Consider the following 20,211-nt stretch of genomic DNA (forward strand, 5'->3'; position numbering starts at 1 on the left):
GGCAAACGAAAAGCCCCGCCCTCCCGAAGGAGAACGGGGCTTTCGTTGTCGCTGAGGCCCTACTCGCCCGAGGCGGAGGCCGGAGCCTCACCCGCGAGGGCGGCGACCGGCTTGTCCTCGACGCCGGAGTCCGACTTCTTGGTCAGCTTGGCCCTCGGCGTGAACGTGAACTTGGCGTTCTCGCCCTGGCCTTCGCCGTCCCAGCCCTCGACGTCCACCACCACGACCTGACCGGCTCCCAGTTCGCCGAAGAGGATCTTCTCCGACAGCTGGTCCTCGATCTCGCGCTGAATGGTGCGACGCAGCGGGCGGGCGCCCAGGACCGGGTCGAAACCGCGCTTGGCCAGCAGGCTCTTGGCCTGTTCGGTCAGCTCGATCTCCATGTCCTTGTTCTTCAGCTGGTTGGCGACGCGGCCGATCATCAGGTCGACCATCTGGATGATCTGGTCCTGAGTGAGCTGGTGGAACACGATCACGTCGTCGATACGGTTGAGGAACTCGGGCCGGAAGTGCTTCTTCAGCTCGTCGTTGACCTTGAGCTTCATCCGCTCGTAGTTCGAGCCCTCGTTGTTGGACTGCGCGAAGCCCAGACCCACGGCCTTCGAGATGTCCGAGGTACCGAGGTTCGAGGTGAAGATCAGCACCGTGTTCTTGAAGTCGACCGTGCGACCCTGACCATCGGTTAGGCGGCCGTCCTCGAGGACCTGCAACAGGGTGTTGTAGATCTCCTGGTGCGCCTTCTCGATCTCGTCGAACAGCACCACCGAGAACGGCTTGCGGCGCACCTTCTCGGTGAGCTGGCCGCCCTCCTCGTAGCCCACGTAGCCCGGAGGGGCACCGAACAGGCGCGAGGCGGTGAAGCGGTCGTGGAACTCGCCCATGTCGATCTGGATGAGCGCGTCGTCCTCGCCGAACAGGAAGTTCGCCAGCGCCTTCGACAGCTCGGTCTTACCGACACCGGACGGACCGGCGAAGATGAACGAGCCCGACGGACGCTTCGGGTCCTTCAGACCGGCGCGGGTGCGGCGGATGGCCTTGGACACGGCCTTGACCGCGTCCTCCTGGCCGATGATCCGCTTGTGCAGCTCGTCCTCCATGCGGAGCAGACGGGTGGTCTCCTCCTCGGTGAGCTTGAACACCGGGATACCGGTCCAGTTGGCCAGCACCTCCGCGATCTGCTCGTCGTCGACCTCGGCCACGACGTCCAGATCGCCGGAGCGCCACTGCTTTTCGCGCTCGGCCCGCTTGGCGACGAGCTGCTTCTCCTTGTCGCGCAGACGCGCGGCCTTCTCGAAGTCCTGCGCGTCGATCGCGGACTCCTTCTCCCGGCGCGCCTCGGCGATCTTGTCGTCGAACTCGCGCAGGTCCGGCGGCGCGGTCATCCGGCGGATGCGCATGCGCGCACCGGCCTCGTCGATGAGGTCGATCGCCTTGTCCGGCAGGAAGCGGTCGTTGATGTAGCGATCCGCGAGGGTAGCGGCAGCGACGAGAGCGCCATCGGTGATCGAAACCCGGTGGTGCGCCTCGTAGCGGTCGCGCAGACCCTTGAGGATGTTGATGGTGTGCTCGACCGTCGGCTCGCCCACCTGGACCGGCTGGAACCGGCGCTCCAGGGCGGCGTCCTTCTCGATGTACTTGCGGTACTCGTCGAGGGTGGTGGCGCCGATGGTCTGCAGCTCACCACGAGCCAGCTTGGGCTTCAGGATCGAGGCCGCGTCGATCGCGCCCTCGGCCGCGCCCGCACCCACCAGGGTGTGCAGCTCGTCGATGAACAGGATGATGTCGCCGCGGGTGTTGATCTCCTTGAGCACCTTCTTCAGGCGCTCCTCGAAATCACCGCGGTAGCGGCTGCCCGCGACCAGGGAACCCAGGTCGAGGGTGTACAGCTGCTTGTCCTTGAGCGTCTCCGGCACCTCGCCGTTGACGATGGCCTGGGCGAGACCCTCCACGACGGCGGTTTTACCGACGCCGGGCTCACCGATCAGGACCGGGTTGTTCTTGGTACGGCGGCTCAGCACCTGCATCACGCGCTCGATTTCCTTCGAGCGGCCGATGACCGGGTCGAGCTTGCCCTCGAGGGCGGCCTGGGTCAGGTTGCGACCGAACTGGTCCAGCACCAGCGAGGTGGACGGGGTGCCCTGCTCGCCGCGCGAACCGGAACCCTCGACCGGCTCCTTGCCCTGGTAACCCGACAGCAGCTGGATGACCTGCTGGCGCACCCGGTTCAGGTCCGCGCCCAGCTTGACCAGCACCTGCGCCGCGACGCCCTCACCCTCGCGGATCAGGCCGAGCAGAATATGCTCGGTGCCGATGTAGTTGTGCCCGAGCTGCAGCGCCTCGCGCAGCGACAGCTCCAGCACCTTCTTGGCGCGCGGGGTGAACGGAATGTGGCCGGACGGGGCCTGCTGGCCCTGACCGATGATCTCCTCGACCTGCGAACGCACACCCTCCAGCGAGATGCCAAGGGACTCCAGCGACTTCGCCGCGACGCCCTCGCCCTCGTGGATCAGGCCCAGCAGGATGTGCTCGGTGCCGATGTAGTTGTGGTTGAGCATCCGGGCCTCTTCTTGGGCCAGGACAACGACCCGCCGCGCGCGGTCGGTGAACCTCTCGAACATCGCTCCCTCACTCTCCTGCTCCGCCATCACTGGCATCCGGCGCTTCAGACCCTGTGCTGCCCTTCTGGTCGCCAGCCTGCCATGAAGCCCTGGGGTTGCATCCCCCGACTCCACTCTAGTTGCCGGGGGTCACGCACGTCGTCCGTCCACCCTATTGCGAACCGGCGACAGTACGACTCATTCAGTCATAACGGGGCAGTTGCGCGGGCCGTTTCCGAATCGGCTACGCCCACAGCGAACAGTCGCGTTCGAGGCTCCTCAGTCGCCGGTGACGGGCGGGACGAACTCGCACGGCACCGGCTGGGCATGCTCCGGATCGAGCGCGTTGAGGGCCATCATGGCCGCGCGGCGACTGCCGGCGATGGCCATGTGATCGGAGAAGTCGACAGGGCAACCGTCCTGCATCAGATCATTGGTGACGTTCGGGGCCGGGACCAGCGCGATGGCGGGCCACACCGCCTCGTCGAAGTTGGAGGCCAGGTTGGTGTAGGTGACCGACGGGTCGTAGACGCCGTCGGCGTTCAGGGCATTCATGAACGAGGAGTTGCCGAGCATCTCCGGGCACGCCTGGCACACGACGCCCATCGCGGCGAGGTTGTCCACCTGGTCGGCGCTCGCGCCGAGCTGCCGCCCGAAGGCGCGCACGACGTTCATCTGGTCGCCGAAGATGCCCAGCCACGGGGGTGCGATGGCCACGAAGCGGTTGACCTTGCCCGAGCCGCCGAGCCGCTTGATGTAGTACTCGCCGACCGTGTTGCCCTGCGAGTGGGCGACGAAGTCGACCTGCGCCGCACCGGTCGCGGACAGCACGCGGCTCACAAAGGCGCCCAGCTGCGCGGCGCTCTCGGGGATCGGCTTCATACCGCCCAGCGCGGACAGCGGCCACGGCACGTCGAGGGCGCCGTAGGTCAGCGCGTAGACGCAGTAGCCCTGGTTGGCGAGCAGCGGCGCGTAGGCGCCCCAGTTGGTCTGCGCACCGCCCGCGGTGCCGTGCACGAGGACCACCGGATCCGGGTGCGCCGCACTGGGTTTGCAGGACCAGTCATTGGCGCCGGGCAGCGAGCCACCGGGATTGGTGAGCTCGTTGGGGATGCCCGCGAAGAAGTTGAAAGTGACCGGGTATTCCGCTCGGGCGGTACCGCTCGCACCGATCCACAAGACCGCCAGAACCGCCATGACCAGCAGTGATCCCGGTGTTCCACGCCTGGGCATCCTTCGCATGTTCCCTCCCGAATTAGAACGCGTTCGGCATACCTAATCAGGAAACAAGCACGAGCGATGGATTACTGGCGGGTAAGTTCTGAAACCGGTTTCAGTACCGGAAAACGGCGGCGACCGGGCCCCGCAGGCGGCTTGTGAGGCCGCATCCGGGGTCCCGGCCACCGCCGGAATCGGACCGAACTACTGCTGACCGGAGATGAATCCGGACTGAGCCGGGAAAGGCCGCTGCGCCGGTGCGGACCACCCCGCCGGAGTCGAGTACGCGCCCGGCGCCGGCGGAAAGCCCGGCTGCGCGACGGTGGCGACCGCGGCGGCCGCGCTCGCCTTGGCATGCTGCACGCCGGCCACGAACAGCGCGCCCGTCAGCACCAGGAACGCCAGCGTGTGGAGCACCGCGCGGACGATATTCCAAGCCACCCATGAGCTTTCGAACTGCGAGCGCACCGCCGCCAGATCCGGGATCTGCCCGACGTCACCGGCATTGGCCAGTTGATTGTTGAGCGGCACGTTCAGGCCCGAGGTGACACAGAACGCGATCACATTGAGGGCCAGCGCGACCCCGATCCAGATCAGCGTGGTGCGGTTGTCCTTGCCCAGGTGCAGAGCCGCGGCCAGCACGGTGAAGCCGACCGTGCCCATGAATCCGAGCATGAACCACGGATTGATGATGACCACGTTGATCTTCTGCATGACATCGATGAAGGTGCGGTCGTCGGACTGGCCCAGGGCCGTCATCACCGAGGTCGCGTAGGCGTAGAACACCCCGGCGATCAGTCCGGTGGTCAGCGTCGCCGCCACCAGCACGGCGGTGCGAAATGCGAACATGGTTCTCTCCTGACTGGATCTGCCACCCGTGTTCTTCCCGGGCGATCGACTACATCCAGTCAATCGCCGGCGGGCACGGAAACCCATGGCTCAGAAGCTCGCACGCATGCGCAGGGGTCCAACAGGCACGGGCAGTACCAGGATCGGCGAATCAGAGGTCGCGTTCGGAGATGACGCCGGACTGCATGGCCAGGTTGGCGAGGCGGACCCGCTTCTGGTTCTGCGGGAGGTCCTCGACACCGAACTTCGCGAACAGCGCGCGGAGGTGGGTCTTGATCGCGTCGACGCTGAGGAAGAGTTCCGCCGCGATCTGCTGGTTGGAGGCGGGTGAGGCGAACCCATCATTGCTCCGCAGCGGCCGGCAGAGCGCGATCAATACCGACCGCTGGGTTTCGGTGAGCGAGCGCAGCGTCGGCAGCCCGCCGGTGGAGGTCTGCGTGACATCGCCTGCGGCGCCGCTGAAGTCGTGGAAGGTGACCCGAGAGGTGCCCATCCGGATGACGTCCCCGGGCTGCAGGCGATGACGGCCGACCAGGCGGTCCCCGTTGACGAAAGTGCCGTTGCGGGAAAGGCCGTCGTCGACGATGGTCCAGTGCGCGCCCAGGTACTCGGCGGTGGCGTGCAGCCGCGACACCTCGACATCCCAGAACAGGGACAGGTCGGCCTGAGGCGATCGCCCGATGGTGATTCGCGGCTGGTCCGGGGACAGCATCAGCTCATGCTGACGTCCCTCTTGATCCTTGACCCGGAGGAAGGAACCGTGGAAAGCGGTCACTGCGCCGATACCTCTTCTCTACTTCCAGCCAGTGACATCGTCCGCACGTTTCAATGGTGCCTGGCCTCCCCGGCACTAGCAAGATCGCAGTCGATCCTCCGGTTATACGCAAAGCGTATGAAGAAAACCACTGCCGCCCGGGCACGCACGAAACACCCGGACGGCAGTCGAATCGGCGACTAGTCGGACAACTAGTTCTTAGCAGCGGCCTTGTTGTAAGCCTCGGTGATGTCAGCGGAGATACGACCACGAGCGGACACCTTGTGACCATTCCGGCGCGCCCATTCGCGAATGGCCGCGCTTTGTTCGCGATCGATCGACACCCGGTTCTTCGGGCCCGCGGCCGGAGCACCGGCCACCTTGGTACGACGCCGGCCACTCACGCGCCGAGCGGCCGAAACCCAACTGTCCAGACCCTCCCGCAGCTTGGCCGCATTCTCCGTCGACAAGTCGATCTCGTACGAGACGCCATCGATTGCGAACTCGATGGTCTCGTCCGCGATGGACTCACCGTCGACATCGTCGATCAAGCTAACGGTGACCTTCTTTGCCATGAGATGAACGTCCTCTCGAAATCGTGCGACCCGCATAGTCAGGCCGATTACCCGACGCCAGAATACCGCTAATTCCGATAGTCCCAGAACAGGGCCCGGAAATGCAATCCGGAGAACTATCGGGCTACCGGACGCACAATTGGAAAGAGTATCGTTTCCCGGATTCCCAGGCCAGTCAGGGCCATCAGCAAACGGTCGATACCCATACCCGTTCCGGTTGTGGGAGGCATACCGTGCTCCATCGCGGTGAGGAAGTCCTCGTCCAGACGCATGGCCTCCTCGTCACCGGCCGCGGCCAAACGCGCCTGATCCATGAAACGGTCCCGCTGGATCACCGGATCCACGAGTTCGGAATAGCCGGTGGCCAGTTCGAAGCCACGCACGTACAGGTCCCACTTCTCGGTAACCCCGGGCTTGCTCCGATGCTGGCGCGTCAGCGGCGATGTCTCGACCGGGAAGTCCCGTACGAAAGTCGGCGCGTACAGCTTGTCACCGTAGACGTGCTCCCACAGTTCCTCGACCAGTTTGCCGTGCCCGTAGCCCTTGCCCTCCGGAATTTCCAGACCGACCCGGTCCGCGAGTGCCAGCAATTCCTCGACCGACGTTTCCGGGGTGACCTCGGTACCGATCGACTCCGACAGCGATGGGTACATCTCCACCGTCGCCCACTCGCCGGACAGATCGTATTCGGTGCCGTCGGCGAGCGTCACGACCTGCGTGCCGTAGACCTCCTGCGCGACTTCCTGGATCAATTCCCGCATCATCGTGGCGGAATCGTCGTAGGTGCCGTACGCCTCGTAGGTTTCCAGCATTGCAAACTCGGGCGAATGGGTCGAGTCCGCGCCCTCGTTGCGGAAGTTCCGGTTGATCTCGAAGACCTTCTCGATGCCGCCGACCACGCAACGCTTCAGGAACAGCTCCGGAGCGATGCGCAGGAACAACTCCATATCGAGCGCGTTCGAGTGCGTGGCGAACGGACGGGCCGCGGCGCCGCCGTGAATGGTCTGCAGCATCGGGGTCTCGACCTCGAGGAAACCTCTGCGCTCCAACGCATTTCGCAGCGCCCGCACGGCCGCGACGCGGGTGCGGGCCATCTCGCGGGCCTCCGGGCGCAGGATCAGGTCGACATAGCGCTGGCGGACGCGCGACTCCTCGCCCATCTCCTTGTGGGCCACCGGCAGCGGGCGCAGCGACTTCGCCGCCATCTCCCACGTATCGGCCATCACACTCAATTCGCCCGTGCGCGAGGCGATCACCTCGCCGTGCACGTACACGAAGTCACCCAGGTCGACATCGGACTTCCAGGCCGCCAGCGACTCCGCGCCGACGCCATTGAGGCTGATCATCGCCTGCAGCTTGGTGCCGTCGCCCTCCTGCAGGGTGGCGAAACACAGTTTGCCGGTATTTCGGACGAAAATGACGCGCCCCGCAATCCCGACCGTCTGACCGGTCTGGGTATCGGCCGCCAGATCCGGGTACGCCTCGCGAATTTCACCGAGGGTGTGGGTGCGGTTCACCACCACCGGATAGGCCTCACGGCCCTCCTGGAGCAACCGCTCGCGCTTCTCGCGGCGAATCCGCATCTGCTCGGGAACGTCATGCTCCACGGGGGCCGCCGCGGCACGCTTTTGCCCAGCAGGAACGGGGTTGCTCGAGGGAGAAGGAGGAGTGGAGGTGCTCACGGGTCTCAAGACTATCCTGCGGCGGAATTTCTTTTTTCCGCCGCCTCCCCGCCGCTTCGGCTACAGCCAGGCGAGGGTCGCGACCTCGCGTTCGAAGTGCGGGGCAGTGGCCGCGGCGGTCAGCAGGCCCGCCGCTTTCAAGGCCTGATATCCGCCCTCGAGGTCGGTGGCGCGGCGCAGGCCCAGCTGTTGCAGGGAGGCGGCGGCCAGGCTCGAGGTGTATCCCTCCGAGCAGACGATGATCCATTCCATGTCGTGGTGCTCGGCCATGGCCAGACGCGCGGAACTCGACGGATCCAAACGCCATTCCAGGACATTTCGCTCGATCACCAGCGCGCCCGGCAGGGTGCCCTCGCGCATCCGCTGCGCCTGCGGGCGAATATCCACCAGAATCGCGCCGCGTGCGATGGCCTGCGGGATTTCGATCGGAAGCAGGCGACGCAGCTGCCCGCGGGCCTGGGCGAGCATGCCGTCGATCGTCATGTGGGTCATTCGAGTTCGCCTTCGGGCTGGTCGGTGAGGACGGAACGGGTGCGCCGCAGGGTGCCGTGGCCGGTGACCTCGTAATAGGACATGGCCGTCAGCGGCGGGGAATAGGCGTGCACGCTCAGAGTCGGATTCAGCGGGCCGGTGATACCGGCCTCCGCCTCGGGGGCACGCACCACGTCGTGCACCCAGCCGAGCGGGAAAGAGGCCTGATCACCCGCGGTGAGGGTGCGGCGGCGCAGGTCCCGGCCGTTCCAGCGATATTCCGACAGCGCGCCGGAGAGCACGGTCAGCGCTCCCAGCGAGCCGGCGTGGTCGTGCAGTTCGGTGTACTTGCCCTCGACCCAGCTGATCAGCCAGATGTCCACCTCGTCATCGGCGACAAGCCTTGTGGCCCAGCGGTTTTCGGTGGGCCACAGGCCGCCGTCGGGCAGCAGGTGGTCGTAGCGGCCCTCCAGCACGTCCTGGGCGCCCTCATCGGTCAGGCGCAGCAGGTCGGCCGGACGCAGCCGGGTCGGCAGGGCGGAGGCGGTGGCCCGCTCGGTGACCTCGGGCAGGAGCGGCGAGGCGGCGGCGCGGGTATCGACAGGGAGGGAGAAAACAGAGGAACGCATGAGCGAAACTCCAAGAAGTGTGTTTGTGGCCGGGGGCTATACGAAGCCTCGACGACCGTCGAGGCGAATCAGCCTCGACAACACTCCTGGGTGCTCACGCGGAAATACACGTCGGCGAGTCTAACAGCGGTTCGCCGGGAATCACCAGGGGCTCCCGGCGACGACTGCGTCACTTTTATTCCAGCCGGTCTGTTCAGGGCCGGGCGGCGCTGGGCTCGGGCCGGGTCCGGCGCTGCTGATTGCGCTCGTAGACCAGGCGCAGGCCGTCCAGTGTCAGATGCGGCTCGTGATGCTCGATGGTCTCCGACTCCGGCACGATCAGCGGCGCGGTCGCGCCCGTCGCCACCACCGCCACATCGTCGCCGGAGAAGGCGTCGATATCGCGAATGCGATCGATCAGGCCGTCCACCAGGCCCGCGAATCCGAAAATGGCGCCCGACTGCAGGCACTCCATGCTGTTCTTGCCCACCACCGACCGCGGGCGGGTGAGTTCCGCGCGGCGCAGCGCACTGCGGGCGATCAGCGCCTCGGTGGAAATCTCCACCCCGGGCGCGATACTGCCGCCGAGGAATTCCCCCTTGGCCGACACCAGATCCACACAGATGGCCGTCCCGAAATCCACCACGATGGCCGGCGAGCGGAAACGGTGATATGCCGCAAGACAATTCACGATGCGGTCCGCACCGACCTCCTTGGGATTGTCCACCAGCAGCGGAATACCCGTGCGCACACCGGGTTCCACCAGCACGTGCGGGACATGAGCCCAATAGCGGGACAGCATTTCACGCAGCTCGCGCAGCACCGGCGGCACCGTGGACAGCGCCGCGACGCCCACCACCTGTTCGGCGTCCGCGCCGATCAGGCCGCGCACCTGCAGCGCGAACTCGTCCGCGGTCAGCAGCGGATTGGTGTGCATCCGCCAGTGCCGCACCAGCTTCGCGTGGTCTCCGCTGCCGGAGAACAGGCCCAGCTCGATGCTGGTGTTGCGGACATCGATGGTCAGCAGCATGGCCCGCCGCTCAGGCCAGCGAGAGCGAACGCGGCGAGATCAGGTCGGACCCCTCCGGGGCGTGCGCCGGATCGGTGCCCAGCTCGACCGGGCGATTGCGCTCGTCGACGAAGACCACGTTCGGGGCGTAGTTCTTCAGCTCGGCCTCGTCCATCATGCCGTAGGCGATCAGGATGACCAGGTCGCCGGGATGCACGAGATGCGCTGCGGCGCCGTTGATTCCGATCACGCCGGAACCGCGCTCGCCGGCGATCACATAGGTCTCGAGGCGGGCCCCGTTGGTGATGTCGACAATGCTCACCTTCTCGCCCTCGAGCAGGTCGGCGGCATCGAGCAGGTCCTGGTCCACGGTCACCGAACCCACGTAGTGCAGATCGGCGTGAGTCACCGTGGCGCGGTGGATCTTCGACGTCATCATGGTGCGCAACATCGTCGTCGCCTTCCTAGAGAGCTGCCTGGGCAGGCTGATCGGGGGCAGTGGGGTGGCCATCGAGCGGCTTGCCGATGGAGACGGGCATGTTGTCGATCAGGCGGGTGGTACCGACCCGGGCCGCGACCAGCAGCCGGGCATTGCCGGTCGGCCACTGCTCGGAGAAGTCCGCACCCCGCAGGGCCAGATAGTCGACCTGGATGTCCGGCGCGAGATCCAGCACCGACTGCGCGGTCTCCAGCACGGCCTCCGGACCCCGGCCCGCCGCGTGCCGGCCGGCCAGCAGCGCCGCCGACAGGGTGGTGGCCAGCTCGCGCTCCGCCGCGCTCAGGTAGCGGTTGCGGGAGGACTTGGCCAGACCGTCCGCCTCACGGACGGTCGCCGCCGGCACGATCTTCACGTCCATGTTCAGATCGACGACCATCTGCCGGATCAGCGCCAGCTGCTGGTAGTCCTTCTCGCCGAAGAACGCCTCGTGCGGCATGCAGATATTGAAGAGTTTCGACACCACGGTCAGCACACCGGAGAAGTGACCCGGGCGGGTCGCGCCCTCGAGGATGTCGCCGTAGGGACCGGCCTGCACCGTGGTGCGGGTGCCGAACGGGTACATGTCCTGGGCGCTCGGCGCGAACACCAGCTCCACGCCCTCGCCGCGCAGCAGTTCCACATCCGCGTCCAGGGTGCGCGGGTACTTGTCGAGATCCTCGTTCGCGCCGAACTGCAGCGGGTTCACGAAGATCGACACGATGACCGTCGTGTTGGTCAGCTTCGCCAGCCGCACCAGTTCCAGATGGCCCTCGTGCAGCGCGCCCATGGTCGGCACCAGCGCGACCCGGCGGCCCACCGACCGCAGCGCCTTCACGACCTTGGTCATGACGGCCGGATCATGCAGCACGGTCAGCTCGCCGCGCTTGTACGTGCCAATCAGCTTGGGGTCCATGGGCGTCAGTGTCCTTTCTCCAGCAGATCGATCAGGGCGGGATTGGTCTTGGCGCGCTCGGCCGAACGCAGCGACAGGGCGCGATAGCCCGCGGCCAGCCGGGGATTCAAGGCTTCGAGAGCGTCCAGATGCGCGGCCACCGCGGCCACATCGCCGCGCGCCACCGGACCCGTCAACGCGGCCGGACCGCGGCGCAGGGCATTGTCGAGGGCGGCCGAGGCCAGCGGCGCGAGCATGCGCTCGGCCAGGCCGTTCGGCTGATCGTCGACCGTCTGCTGACCCAGCAGACCCGGACCGGACAGCGCGGCGCGCAATGCCTCGACCGCATCCACGATCAAGGTCACCAGATGGTTGCTGCCATGTGCGAGAGCCGCGTGATAGAGGGTGCGGTTCTCCTCCGCGACCCGCACCGGCTCACCGCCCATCTCGATCACCAGCGACTGCCCGATGGCATAGCCGATGTCGTCGGCGGCGGTCACGCCGAAGCAGGCATTGGCCAGGCGGGCCACATCCTCGTCGTGTCCCGTGAACGTCATGGCCGGATGAATCGCCAGCGGCAGCGTGCCCAGCGCGGTCAGCGGCGCCAGCACGCCGACCCCGTTCGCACCGGAAGTGTGCACCACGATGGTGCCCGCGCGCACCGCGGTCGCGGCCGCCAAACCCGCGACCAGACCCGGCAGTTCACTGTCCGGCACCGCGAGAATCAGCAGCTCACTGCGGGCGGCCACCTCCTCGGCGGGCAGGATGCGGGAATCCGGCAGGCGCGTGGTGGCACGACGCACCGAGGCATCCGAAATCGCGGAAACCCCGAATACGACATGACCGGCACGCTCCAGTGCCACGCCCAGCGCGGATCCGACGCGTCCCGCCGAGACGATTCCCACCGTCAAGCGTGCAGGCGCAGGATCGGTCCCGCAGACATCCTTGTCCGAGGTCACTTTGTCCTCTCGAAAGTCGTTCCAGTCCCGCCTTGCGGGTACCGGACGTTACTCGAGCGAGGATATCGCCGCCGATTCGCCAGAGCTACCCACTGTGGGATAGGCAACTCCCGCGGCTCTCAGGGGCTCCGCCCCCGACCCCCCTCGGGATTCTCGGGGGCCGCTGCCCCCGAACCCCCGCTGACTTGCGGTCAGTTGCTGTTCTCGGACTTGAGATTGGCCATGATCTCGGCGACCGAGAGGCGGTGGGTGCCTTCGGCGTCGGCGTCGTCCTCGGAGCGGCGGCGACGGCGGGCGGTGGCGCGGCCCACCGGGGCCGCGGGGGTGGGGTCGGGGGTCAGGCGCGGGACGGGGCCGGTGGTCGCGGTGCCATCGGCAGTGGCGTTGCCATTGGTGGTACCGCCGTTGGCAGGCGCACTGCCGTCGGCGCGGACACTGCCGGTGGTCGCGGCAATGCCGTTGTCCGCGGGGGCGGATTCGTTGGCGGCCTCCGGGTTCGGGGGCGGGGCGGGTGAATCCGGTTCGGCGGCGGCACGTTCGGCCTCGTAGTCCTGGCGCATGGCGTCGGTGATGATCGACGTCTCGGCGGTGACCGGGTCGTCGAAGGGGGTGGCGAAGGCCGGCGGTTCGGGGTGCGCGGGATCGAACTTGGGGGCCATGCGGGCGCGCGGGTCGTCGTCGTCCTCGGCCTGGTCGGGGGACGACCACGGGTCCCAGGGATCCGCGTCCGGCCAGTTATCGTTCGCCGCCTCGGGGGCCGAACCGGCCTCGCTGCTCGGAAGTTCTTGGACCCGAACGGCATCCGCACGCAGGGCCGGACGTTCGGAGGGCAGATCGCCGTCGAACAGTCGCTGCAGGCTCTCGCGCAGGACCGTGAGTTCGGCACGCAGCGCGGCCATCTCCGCGGCGTCGGCGCCGACCTCGTGACGGACCCGGGTCTCCACGCCGAGCTCGTACTCGCGGCGGGCAGCAACCTCGCGCTCCAGCTGCAGTTGGTAGACCTTCTGGAGATCACCCACTTTCGCCTTGTCGACGGCCGCCTCCCTGCGATAACGGGTGGCGGCGAGCGCGCCGATGGCGGCCGCCCAGAGGGCCGCGACCAGGCCCACCCGGATCAGGTGGAGGTTGTCACTGAAGACCAGGAAAACGCTGGCAACCAGTCCGAGGAGAAGCAGAAAGCCGGTGAAGAACTTTCCCGCATCCTCCCGGCGGCGACGGGAAGCACTGCTACGGGAGGGTGAAACCATGTCCGCCAGCGTAGCTTGATCTCGGGAGTGTGGCCCCCACCTTGGCGATGATCAGTGCCAATCCGTTAGCTACGAAGTAGCTGCCTCATCGGGCGGCTCAATGGGGGCGCGGCAGCAATACTCCAGCCACAGGGCCGCGGCCACCAGGGCCACCCCGCCCAGCAGACCCACCACCGCGCCCGGCGTATCCGAAGCCGCCGCACGCAGATCCGAGCGCTGCATGAGCAGCCACACCAGGAAACCCAGCCAGATCCCGCCCACCAGCGACCCCACCTGCGCCGACGCCTTCGCCAGCGCCACCGCCCGGGCCGCCGTGATCGCATGCAGCTGCCCCGAACCGGGACCGATCCCGTGATTCTCCTTACGCTGCCGAATCACGAAGGCCAGCACCGCCTCGAGCAGCGCCACCGGCAACAGCGAGGCGCCCGAGAACACCGAGATCGGCGGGAAACTCGAATACGCCATATTGGTGGCGACCCAGGCCACGATCGCCGCCAGCAGCACATTCGCACACAGATCGAGAATGCGGGTCGGCTTCACCGCTGCAGCTCCGGCGTCACGGCGTCCAGCCCAGCGTCAGCTCGGTGCGGCGCACCCCGCTCACCTCGGCGGAATCCAAGGCGGACAGCCACTCTCGCAGCGTGCGCAGCGCGCCGGTCGCCTCCAGCTCCGCATCGGGATCGATCTCCAGCCACGGCACCAGCACGAACGCACGATGGTGGGCCTGCGGATGCGGCAGCGTCAGCACCGGATCCAGGCTGCGCACCACCACCCGGCCCTCGCGGCGGCGCGACTCGGCCTGCACCACGTCCACATCGAGAGTGCGTGCGCCCCAGCGGACTTCCCGGATCCGGCCCGCGGCCTGCTCCAGCTCCTGCCCCAGGCGTAGCCAGTCCGAGGGCTCCATGGCCGGATCCTCGGCCACCAGCACCGCATTCAGGTAGTCCTGCTGCGGCACCCCGCCCCACGGCGGGGTCGAGTACACCGACGAGACCGCCACCACGCGCGGGCCCAGCGCCGCCACGACACTGCGCAGATGCGCCAGCCGGTCACCGAGATTGGATCCGATCGACAGGACAACGCGGGTCACCGCTCTACTCCTCCGGTTCGCGACGACGGGACGTGACTACACGGACGTCTTCGAAGGTATGGGGAATCGGCGCGAAAGGCTTGTGCAGCACCACTTCCACGGCCTGGATGCGCGGATCCGCCATCACCTCGTCGGCGATGGCCGAGGCCACCGTCTCGATCAGATCCTTCGGCTCCCCGGCCACGATCTGCACCACCTGCTCGGCCAGCTCGCCGTAGTGGACGGTGTCGGCGATATCGTCCGACTTCGCGGCGGCGGTGAAATCCGTCCACAGCGTCAGATCCACGACGAACTCCTGGCCGTCGCGCTTCTCGAAGTCGAAGACACCGTGATGGCCGAAGACGCGCAGCCCGCGCAATTCGATACGGTCACCGGGCAATTCGATGCGGTCACCCGGTGATCCGGCGCGATGGATGCTCACAGCCGCTCCCCCGTCTCCCGCTCCCGGACATACCGCTCCCGCAGGCGCCGGGCCGCATTGGTGGTCGCGTCGACCACCGCGATGGCGTCCAGCGACGATCGGACATCGTGCACCCGCACACCCCAGGCGCCGTGCTCGGCGGCCAGGGCGGAAATCGTGGCCGTGGCGACCTCGCGGCCGTCCGGCGGGCGCGGGCCCTCGGCATCGGCCAGCAGGCCGCCGAGGAAACGCTTGCGGGAGGCGCCGATCAGGATCGGCAGGCCCGCGTCCATCATCTCGGTCATGCGATAGAACAGGCCGCCCAGCAACTCCCAGTTGTGGTCGGCGTTCTTGGCGAAGCCCAGGCCCGGGTCCAGCACCAGCTGCCCGAAGTCGACACCGCCCGCGAGGGCGAATTCGACCTGCGCGTTCAGCTCCTCCCAGACCTTGGACACCACATCGTCGTACTGCTCGGCGGGACCGGCGTGACGGTAGTCCGCCTCGGCCCGCCAGTGCATGAGGATCCACGGGATCCTGGTCGCCGCAACGACTTTCACCATGTTCGGGTCGGCACGCCCGCCCGACACGTCATTGACCATGGACACGCCCGCCGCGATGGCGGCCTCGGCCACGCTCGCCCGCATGGTGTCCACGCTGGTCGGCACCCCGGCCGCGGCCAGCTGCCGGATCACCGGAACCACCCGCGCCGCTTCGGTTTCCGGGTCGATACGAATCGCGCCGGGCCGGGTGGACTCGCCGCCGACATCGATGATGTCCGCGCCCATCTCGTACAGCTCGAGACCGTGCGCCACCGCCAGGCCCGGATCCAGGTAGCGGCCGCCGTCGGAGAACGAGTCGCTGGTGACGTTCACCACGCCCATCACCACGCACGAGCGGCCCCCACGAGGAACAACCAGGTTGGCCCCCCGTGTACCGCTCTCGGCCATGGTCGGTGCGCTCACTTTCGCAGAATGAGATCCAGGGCCTCCGCGCGAGAAGAGGCGTTGGTCTGCAGCATGCCGCGCACCGCCGAGGTGGTGGTGGAGGCGCCCGGCTTGCGGATACCGCGCATCGCCATGCACAGATGCTCGGCCTCGATCACCACGATGGCGCCGCGCGGATCCAGCTTCTCCATCACCGCGTCGGCGATCTGGCTGGTCAGCCGCTCCTGCACCTGCGGGCGCTTGGCGTACAGATCGACCAGGCGGGCAAGCTTGGACAGTCCGGTAACCCGGCCGTGCGGGCCCGGAATGTAGCCGACATGCGCGACACCGTGGAACGCCACCAGGTGGTGCTCACAGGTCGAGTACATGGGAATGTCGCGAACCAGCACCAGCTCCTGGTGCCCCTCCTCGAAGGTGGTGTTGAGCACCTCGGACGGATCGGTGAACAATCCGGCGAACATCTCCCGGTAGGCCCGCGCCACCCGGGACGGGGTTTCGGCGAGCCCGGGACGATCCGGATTCTCGCCGACCGCGATCAGCAGCTCCCGCACGGCGGCCTCCGCACGGTCCTGATCGAATGGTCGACCGGTGTCGAGCGCGATCAGGCCGGACACGACACGATTGTTGGTGGCCGACAATCGACACCTCCTGTGTTGACTTGCCGCACGTGCACACGCGGCTTGGACGCGGTCGCCGAACCACTCGGGCGGATCCGGACGGGGCGTTCACCCAGCGTCCGAACCCCGCCCGAGGCGGGCCGCGAACCCATTGAGCCTATCGGGACCGCGGTCAGCGACGACCGTTCGGTCCGTCCCAACCGTTCTTCTCGTCCTCGTCATTCCCGGATGCCGGCTGCGCGGCCGGATGCTCCGGCTGCGAGTAGCCCGGCTGATACTGGGCGCCCGGCTGATAGCGCTGGTTGCCCGCGGGCGCCCAGCCGCCGTACGCGCCGCGCGGCTGCGGGGCCTGGGCCTCGTCCTCCTGCGGCGGCCAGCCCGGCGCCGACCAACCGGCCGGGGCGCCGTAGTCCGGACGCGAACCGTGTGTCGGCGCACCGTGCCGCGGATAGGCAGGAGCCTGCGGCAGCGGATAGCCCTGCGGCGCGGGCGCCGGATAGCCGCCGTACTGCGGCTGCGCGGAGCCGTAGACCGGTTCCGGATAGCCGTTGGGCTGCACCACCGGATGCGACGGCCGCGAGTTCTCCTCCGGCCACGGCTCACCGCGCTCGGCGGCCAGCTCGCGCGGGGTCTTCACCGGCGGGCGATCGGACGGGGTGCGGTCACCGAAATCGTTGAAAGCCGTGATGCGCGGCCGCTTTTCGACCGTCGTCAGCACTTCCTCGAGATCCTTGCGGTGCAGGGTCTCGCGTTCCAGCAGCGCGGTGGCCAGGGAGTCCAGCTCGTCGCGGTACTCGTTGAGCACCGCCCACGCCTCGGTGTGCGCGGCCTCGATGAGGTTGCGCACCTCCTCGTCGATCTCGCGGGCCACCTCGTGCGAGTAGCTCGATGCCATGCCCATGGACCGGCCCAGGAACGGGTCGCCCTGCTCCTCGCCGTAGCGGACCGCGCCCAGGCGGGCGCTCATGCCGTACTCGGTGACCATGGCGCGCGCGATCTTGGTGGCCTGGTCGATATCGGACGAGGCGCCCGTGGTCGGCTCGTGGAACACCAGCTCCTCGGCTGCGCGGCCACCCATGGCCATGACCAGGCGGGCGATCATCTCCGAACGGGTCATCAGGCCCTTGTCGTCCTCGGGCACCGTCATGGCGTGACCGCCGGTGCGGCCACGAGCCAGGATGGTGACCTTGTACACGGGCTCGATATCGGGCATCGCCCAGGCGGCCAGGGTGTGACCGGCCTCGTGGTAGGCGGTGATCTTCTTCTCGTGCTCGCTGATCACCCGCGACTTGCGGCGAGGGCCGCCGATGACACGGTCGACCGACTCCTCCAGGGCCGCACCGGTGATCACATTGCCGTGTTCACGCGCGGTGAGCAGCGCGGCCTCGTTGATCACATTGGCCAGGTCCGCACCCGACATGCCGACGGTGCGCTTGGCCAGACCCTCCAGGTCGGCGTCGGTCGCGATCGGCTTGCCCTTGGAGTGCACCTGCAGAATCGCGCGGCGGCCGTTCAGGTCCGGGTTGCCGACCGGGATCTGCCGGTCGAAACGACCCGGGCGCAGCAGCGCCGGGTCCAGGATGTCGGGCCGGTTGGTGGCCGCCATGATGATGACGCCGGTGCGCTCACCGAAGCCGTCCATCTCCACCAGCAGCTGGTTCAGGGTCTGCTCGCGCTCGTCGTGACCGCCGCCCAGGCCGGCGCCACGCTGGCGGCCGACCGCGTCGATCTCGTCGACGAAGATGATGCAGGGGCTGTTCTGCTTGGCCTGATCGAACAGGTCGCGCACGCGGGAGGCGCCGACACCGACGAACATCTCGACGAAGTCCGAACCCGAGATGGTGAAGAACGGCACCCCGGCCTCACCGGCAACGGCCTTGGCCAGCAACGTCTTACCGGTACCGGGCGGACCATAGAGCAGCACGCCCTTGGGGATCTTCGCGCCCAGCGCCTGATACCGGGCCGGGTTCTGCAGGAAGTCCTTGATCTCGTAGAGCTCTTCGATGGCCTCGTCGGCGCCCGCCACGTCCTGGAAGGTGGTCTTGGGCATGTCCTTCGACAGCAGCTTGGCCTTCGACTTGCCGAAGCCCATCATGCCGCCGCGGCCGCCGCCCTGCATGCGTGCCATCACGAAGATGAACAGGCCCAGCAGAATCACCATGGGCAGCATGAACAGCAGAATCTGGCTCAGCCAGGAATCCTGCTTGACAGTGGTGTTGACCTTGGCGCCGGAATCCTGCGCGGCCTTGAAGACCTGCGCGGACACCTCGCCGCCGCCCGGATACTTGGCGATGAGCTTGGTCTCGCCCTTGGTGGCATCGTTGCCGTTCTTCAGCGTGATGCGCAGTTGCTGTTCTTTGTCGTCGATCTGGACCGAATCGACATTCGACTTGTCCTGGAGCTGGGAAAGCGCCACCGAGGTATCGACGCTATGCCAGCCGCGCGTGTCGTTGCTGAAATAGCTGACCAACCAGATCACGAGCAGGAAGCCCGCGACTATGGCCAGGTTGCGGAACACAGTCTTGCGGTTCATAGAGCGTCGGCCGGCGGCCAGTCCTTTCCGGGGGGTGTATCCGGTTTGCCTGCGATGCTTGCGTGGCACGCCCGTTCCGGCGAACGGATGCGGACATGCCACGTTACCGCGTACGGTCTAGTCGTTACATCGCGCAGTTCGGCAGCTAGTGCAGTTCAACAGGTAAACGGCTGGAGAACGCGGGTGGTTCCCCGACCATCTGCGGCAACACACTGGGTCGATCACCCCCTGGTGTCGGACCGAGTGGTCACAATCATGGCATGGTCGTCTCATCGTGAGTGACGACACAACAGAGCGCAGGGGGTATGGACATAGTCGAGCTACGGACACCCACAGCGATTGTGCGTCATGGCAACGGGCGTTTGACGGTGCTGCGGCCTGGAACCGACGGCGAGCGCGTGCTCGACGTGCCGGTAAGCGACCTGCTCAAGGTGCGTTTGAACCGGCGCGCCGATGACGCCGTCGTCATCGAAATATATTTGCGCTACCCGACCCCCGTCCTGACCGGCGTCCCCGCCGACCGGACCCCGCTGCCGGTACTCATCGCCGAGCACGATGTACCCGCCGCCACCGTCATCGTCGAGCGCATCAACAATCAGATCCTGGCCACTCAGCGACTGGACGTGGCCGCCCCCGACCTCACCCCGCCCGCGCCCTCCTGGGGACGCAGCGGGCCCGCTCGGGCGGACGTGGATCGCGCGGTGCGCCGGATGGCGCCCAAGCGGGACGCCAAGGCGGCCGTCGCCGCGCTGCAGCGCTATGTCACCCCCGGCGAATACGTGCTGGAGACCGCCCTCGTCACCGCGCAGGCGCCCGCGCCCCGGGCCACCGGACTGCTCGCGATCACCACCACCCGGATGATCTTCGTCTCGCTGAACTCGGGCAAGCGTTTCGCCCATGAGCTACCGGTGGCGACCCTGCTGTGGGCACGCACCACCGACGATGCCGAGGCACCGAGCGCCGTGCTCGCCGAGTACGGCGTCGAGGTCAGCGACGGCAATCTGACCTGGCATTTCACCGGCACCGACCGGGCCGACACCGATCGGGTAACGGGCGCTTTGAATTTCGCCATCCAGCGCGAGGTGGCCGACGGCGCCGCCGGGCCGGCGGATCCGGGCGTGGCGAAGCTGTACTCCGAATGGGAATTGCTGGTGGAGCGGCATTCGCTCGGCATGGTCGACGACGCGCAGTTCCAGCGGTACGGACGCGGAATTCTCCGGTCCCTGCCCGATTGAGCACTGGGCGGATCGAGTGAAAAGGTTTGGGGGTCAAGCCCCCCGAACCAGGC

20 protein-coding genes are annotated in these 20,211 nt (G+C 67.4%); 1 reads left to right on the forward strand and 19 read right to left on the reverse strand.

Annotated features, from left to right (window positions below; genetic code table 11):
• Nucleotides 1–59: 59 nt before the first annotated feature.
• The 19 genes from AB0L60_RS03560 to ftsH all read right to left on the reverse strand — a co-directional run bounded on the left by AB0L60_RS03560 (nt 60) and on the right by ftsH (nt 18,923).
• Nucleotides 60–2,618 (reverse strand): ATP-dependent Clp protease ATP-binding subunit, encoded by a 2,559-nt coding sequence (locus tag AB0L60_RS03560; RefSeq protein ID WP_354831410.1) that lies wholly within the window; start codon nt 2,616–2,618, stop codon nt 60–62.
• Nucleotides 2,619–2,876: 258 nt separating this feature from the next.
• The gene (locus tag AB0L60_RS03565) at nt 2,877–3,830 is read right to left on the reverse strand and encodes a lipase (protein ID WP_364606500.1); all 954 of its coding nucleotides are present in this window, start codon (nt 3,828–3,830) and stop codon (nt 2,877–2,879) included.
• Nucleotides 3,831–4,019: 189 nt separating this feature from the next.
• Nucleotides 4,020–4,664, reverse strand: coding sequence for an anthrone oxygenase family protein (locus tag AB0L60_RS03570; RefSeq protein WP_364606503.1), 645 nt, complete (start codon nt 4,662–4,664; stop codon nt 4,020–4,022).
• Between the two features lie 151 nt (nt 4,665–4,815).
• The gene (locus AB0L60_RS03575; protein WP_245550268.1) at nt 4,816–5,376 is read right to left on the reverse strand and encodes an FHA domain-containing protein; all 561 of its coding nucleotides are present in this window, start codon (nt 5,374–5,376) and stop codon (nt 4,816–4,818) included.
• A gap of 254 nt (nt 5,377–5,630) precedes the next feature.
• Nucleotides 5,631–5,993: an Lsr2 family protein gene (locus AB0L60_RS03580; protein ID WP_354831422.1), complete on the reverse strand. Its 363-nt coding sequence runs from the start codon at nt 5,991–5,993 to the stop codon at nt 5,631–5,633.
• A 116-nt stretch (nt 5,994–6,109) separates the two neighbouring features.
• Nucleotides 6,110–7,576, reverse strand: coding sequence for a lysine--tRNA ligase (gene lysS / locus AB0L60_RS03585; RefSeq protein WP_364606782.1), 1,467 nt, complete (start codon nt 7,574–7,576; stop codon nt 6,110–6,112).
• A gap of 159 nt (nt 7,577–7,735) precedes the next feature.
• Nucleotides 7,736–8,158: a rhodanese-like domain-containing protein gene (locus tag AB0L60_RS03590; RefSeq protein ID WP_364606785.1), complete on the reverse strand. Its 423-nt coding sequence runs from the start codon at nt 8,156–8,158 to the stop codon at nt 7,736–7,738.
• Between the two features lie 5 nt (nt 8,159–8,163).
• Nucleotides 8,164–8,775, reverse strand: coding sequence for a cysteine dioxygenase family protein (locus tag AB0L60_RS03595; RefSeq protein WP_364606507.1), 612 nt, complete (start codon nt 8,773–8,775; stop codon nt 8,164–8,166).
• 193 nt (nt 8,776–8,968) lie between these two features.
• The gene (locus AB0L60_RS03600) at nt 8,969–9,784 is read right to left on the reverse strand and encodes a type III pantothenate kinase (RefSeq protein WP_364606510.1); all 816 of its coding nucleotides are present in this window, start codon (nt 9,782–9,784) and stop codon (nt 8,969–8,971) included.
• A 10-nt stretch (nt 9,785–9,794) separates the two neighbouring features.
• A complete protein-coding gene (gene panD, locus AB0L60_RS03605; protein ID WP_364606513.1) occupies nt 9,795–10,214 on the reverse strand; it encodes an aspartate 1-decarboxylase in 420 nt (139 codons plus the stop codon).
• A gap of 13 nt (nt 10,215–10,227) precedes the next feature.
• Nucleotides 10,228–11,154 (reverse strand): pantoate--beta-alanine ligase, encoded by a 927-nt coding sequence (panC, locus tag AB0L60_RS03610; RefSeq protein ID WP_364606516.1) that lies wholly within the window; start codon nt 11,152–11,154, stop codon nt 10,228–10,230.
• Nucleotides 11,155–11,159: 5 nt separating this feature from the next.
• Entirely contained in the window at nt 11,160–12,092 is a 933-nt protein-coding gene (locus tag AB0L60_RS03615) for a DUF2520 domain-containing protein (protein WP_354831433.1), read from the reverse strand.
• A gap of 191 nt (nt 12,093–12,283) precedes the next feature.
• Entirely contained in the window at nt 12,284–13,339 is a 1,056-nt protein-coding gene (locus AB0L60_RS03620; protein WP_364606520.1) for a DUF6779 domain-containing protein, read from the reverse strand.
• A gap of 69 nt (nt 13,340–13,408) precedes the next feature.
• Nucleotides 13,409–13,879 (reverse strand): DUF3180 domain-containing protein, encoded by a 471-nt coding sequence (locus AB0L60_RS03625; protein WP_354831436.1) that lies wholly within the window; start codon nt 13,877–13,879, stop codon nt 13,409–13,411.
• A gap of 16 nt (nt 13,880–13,895) precedes the next feature.
• Entirely contained in the window at nt 13,896–14,429 is a 534-nt protein-coding gene (gene folK / locus AB0L60_RS03630; RefSeq protein ID WP_364606524.1) for a 2-amino-4-hydroxy-6-hydroxymethyldihydropteridine diphosphokinase, read from the reverse strand.
• Nucleotides 14,430–14,433: 4 nt separating this feature from the next.
• Nucleotides 14,434–14,850: a dihydroneopterin aldolase gene (folB, locus tag AB0L60_RS03635; protein ID WP_364606527.1), complete on the reverse strand. Its 417-nt coding sequence runs from the start codon at nt 14,848–14,850 to the stop codon at nt 14,434–14,436.
• Nucleotides 14,847–15,776, reverse strand: a complete 930-nt coding sequence (gene folP, locus AB0L60_RS03640) for a dihydropteroate synthase (RefSeq protein WP_364606788.1) — start codon at nt 15,774–15,776, stop codon at nt 14,847–14,849. The genes folB and folP overlap by 4 nt, the downstream gene beginning before the upstream one ends.
• 11 nt (nt 15,777–15,787) lie before the next feature.
• Nucleotides 15,788–16,387: a GTP cyclohydrolase I FolE gene (gene folE / locus AB0L60_RS03645; RefSeq protein ID WP_364606530.1), complete on the reverse strand. Its 600-nt coding sequence runs from the start codon at nt 16,385–16,387 to the stop codon at nt 15,788–15,790.
• A gap of 175 nt (nt 16,388–16,562) precedes the next feature.
• Nucleotides 16,563–18,923: an ATP-dependent zinc metalloprotease FtsH gene (ftsH, locus tag AB0L60_RS03650; protein WP_364606533.1), complete on the reverse strand. Its 2,361-nt coding sequence runs from the start codon at nt 18,921–18,923 to the stop codon at nt 16,563–16,565.
• Nucleotides 18,924–19,291: 368 nt separating this feature from the next.
• Between ftsH and AB0L60_RS03655 the strand changes: the two genes are divergently transcribed.
• Nucleotides 19,292–20,158 (forward strand): hypothetical protein, encoded by an 867-nt coding sequence (locus AB0L60_RS03655; protein ID WP_364606536.1) that lies wholly within the window; start codon nt 19,292–19,294, stop codon nt 20,156–20,158.
• The last annotated feature ends 53 nt before the right edge of the window (nt 20,159–20,211 follow it).

The organism is Nocardia sp. NPDC051981, assembly GCF_040680715.1.
GTDB lineage: Bacteria > Actinomycetota > Actinomycetes > Mycobacteriales > Mycobacteriaceae > Nocardia.

Bases quoted from the DNA above. Each gene is read 5' to 3' on its own strand.
- AB0L60_RS03620 (WP_364606520.1), bottom strand. From the start codon at position 13,339: ATGGTTTCACCCTCCCGTAGCAGTGCTTCCCGTCGCCGCCGGGAGGAT.
- AB0L60_RS03565 (WP_364606500.1), bottom strand. From the start codon at position 3,830: ATGCCCAGGCGTGGAACACCGGGATCACTGCTGGTCATGGCGGTTCTG.
- AB0L60_RS03595 (WP_364606507.1), bottom strand. From the start codon at position 8,775: ATGCGTTCCTCTGTTTTCTCCCTCCCTGTCGATACCCGCGCCGCCGCC.
- AB0L60_RS03575 (WP_245550268.1), bottom strand. From the start codon at position 5,376: ATGCTGTCCCCGGACCAGCCGCGAATCACCATCGGGCGATCGCCTCAG.
- folP (WP_364606788.1), bottom strand. From the start codon at position 15,776: ATGGCCGAGAGCGGTACACGGGGGGCCAACCTGGTTGTTCCTCGTGGG.
- panC (WP_364606516.1), bottom strand. From the start codon at position 11,154: ATGGACCCCAAGCTGATTGGCACGTACAAGCGCGGCGAGCTGACCGTG.
- lysS (WP_364606782.1), bottom strand. From the start codon at position 7,576: ATGCGGATTCGCCGCGAGAAGCGCGAGCGGTTGCTCCAGGAGGGCCGT.
- AB0L60_RS03570 (WP_364606503.1), bottom strand. From the start codon at position 4,664: ATGTTCGCATTTCGCACCGCCGTGCTGGTGGCGGCGACGCTGACCACC.
- ftsH (WP_364606533.1), bottom strand. From the start codon at position 18,923: ATGAACCGCAAGACTGTGTTCCGCAACCTGGCCATAGTCGCGGGCTTC.
- AB0L60_RS03590 (WP_364606785.1), bottom strand. From the start codon at position 8,158: ATGACGATCGACGGCATGCTCGCCCAGGCCCGCGGGCAGCTGCGTCGC.
- AB0L60_RS03580 (WP_354831422.1), bottom strand. From the start codon at position 5,993: ATGGCAAAGAAGGTCACCGTTAGCTTGATCGACGATGTCGACGGTGAG.
- AB0L60_RS03560 (WP_354831410.1), bottom strand. From the start codon at position 2,618: ATGTTCGAGAGGTTCACCGACCGCGCGCGGCGGGTCGTTGTCCTGGCC.
- AB0L60_RS03600 (WP_364606510.1), bottom strand. From the start codon at position 9,784: ATGCTGCTGACCATCGATGTCCGCAACACCAGCATCGAGCTGGGCCTG.
- panD (WP_364606513.1), bottom strand. From the start codon at position 10,214: ATGTTGCGCACCATGATGACGTCGAAGATCCACCGCGCCACGGTGACT.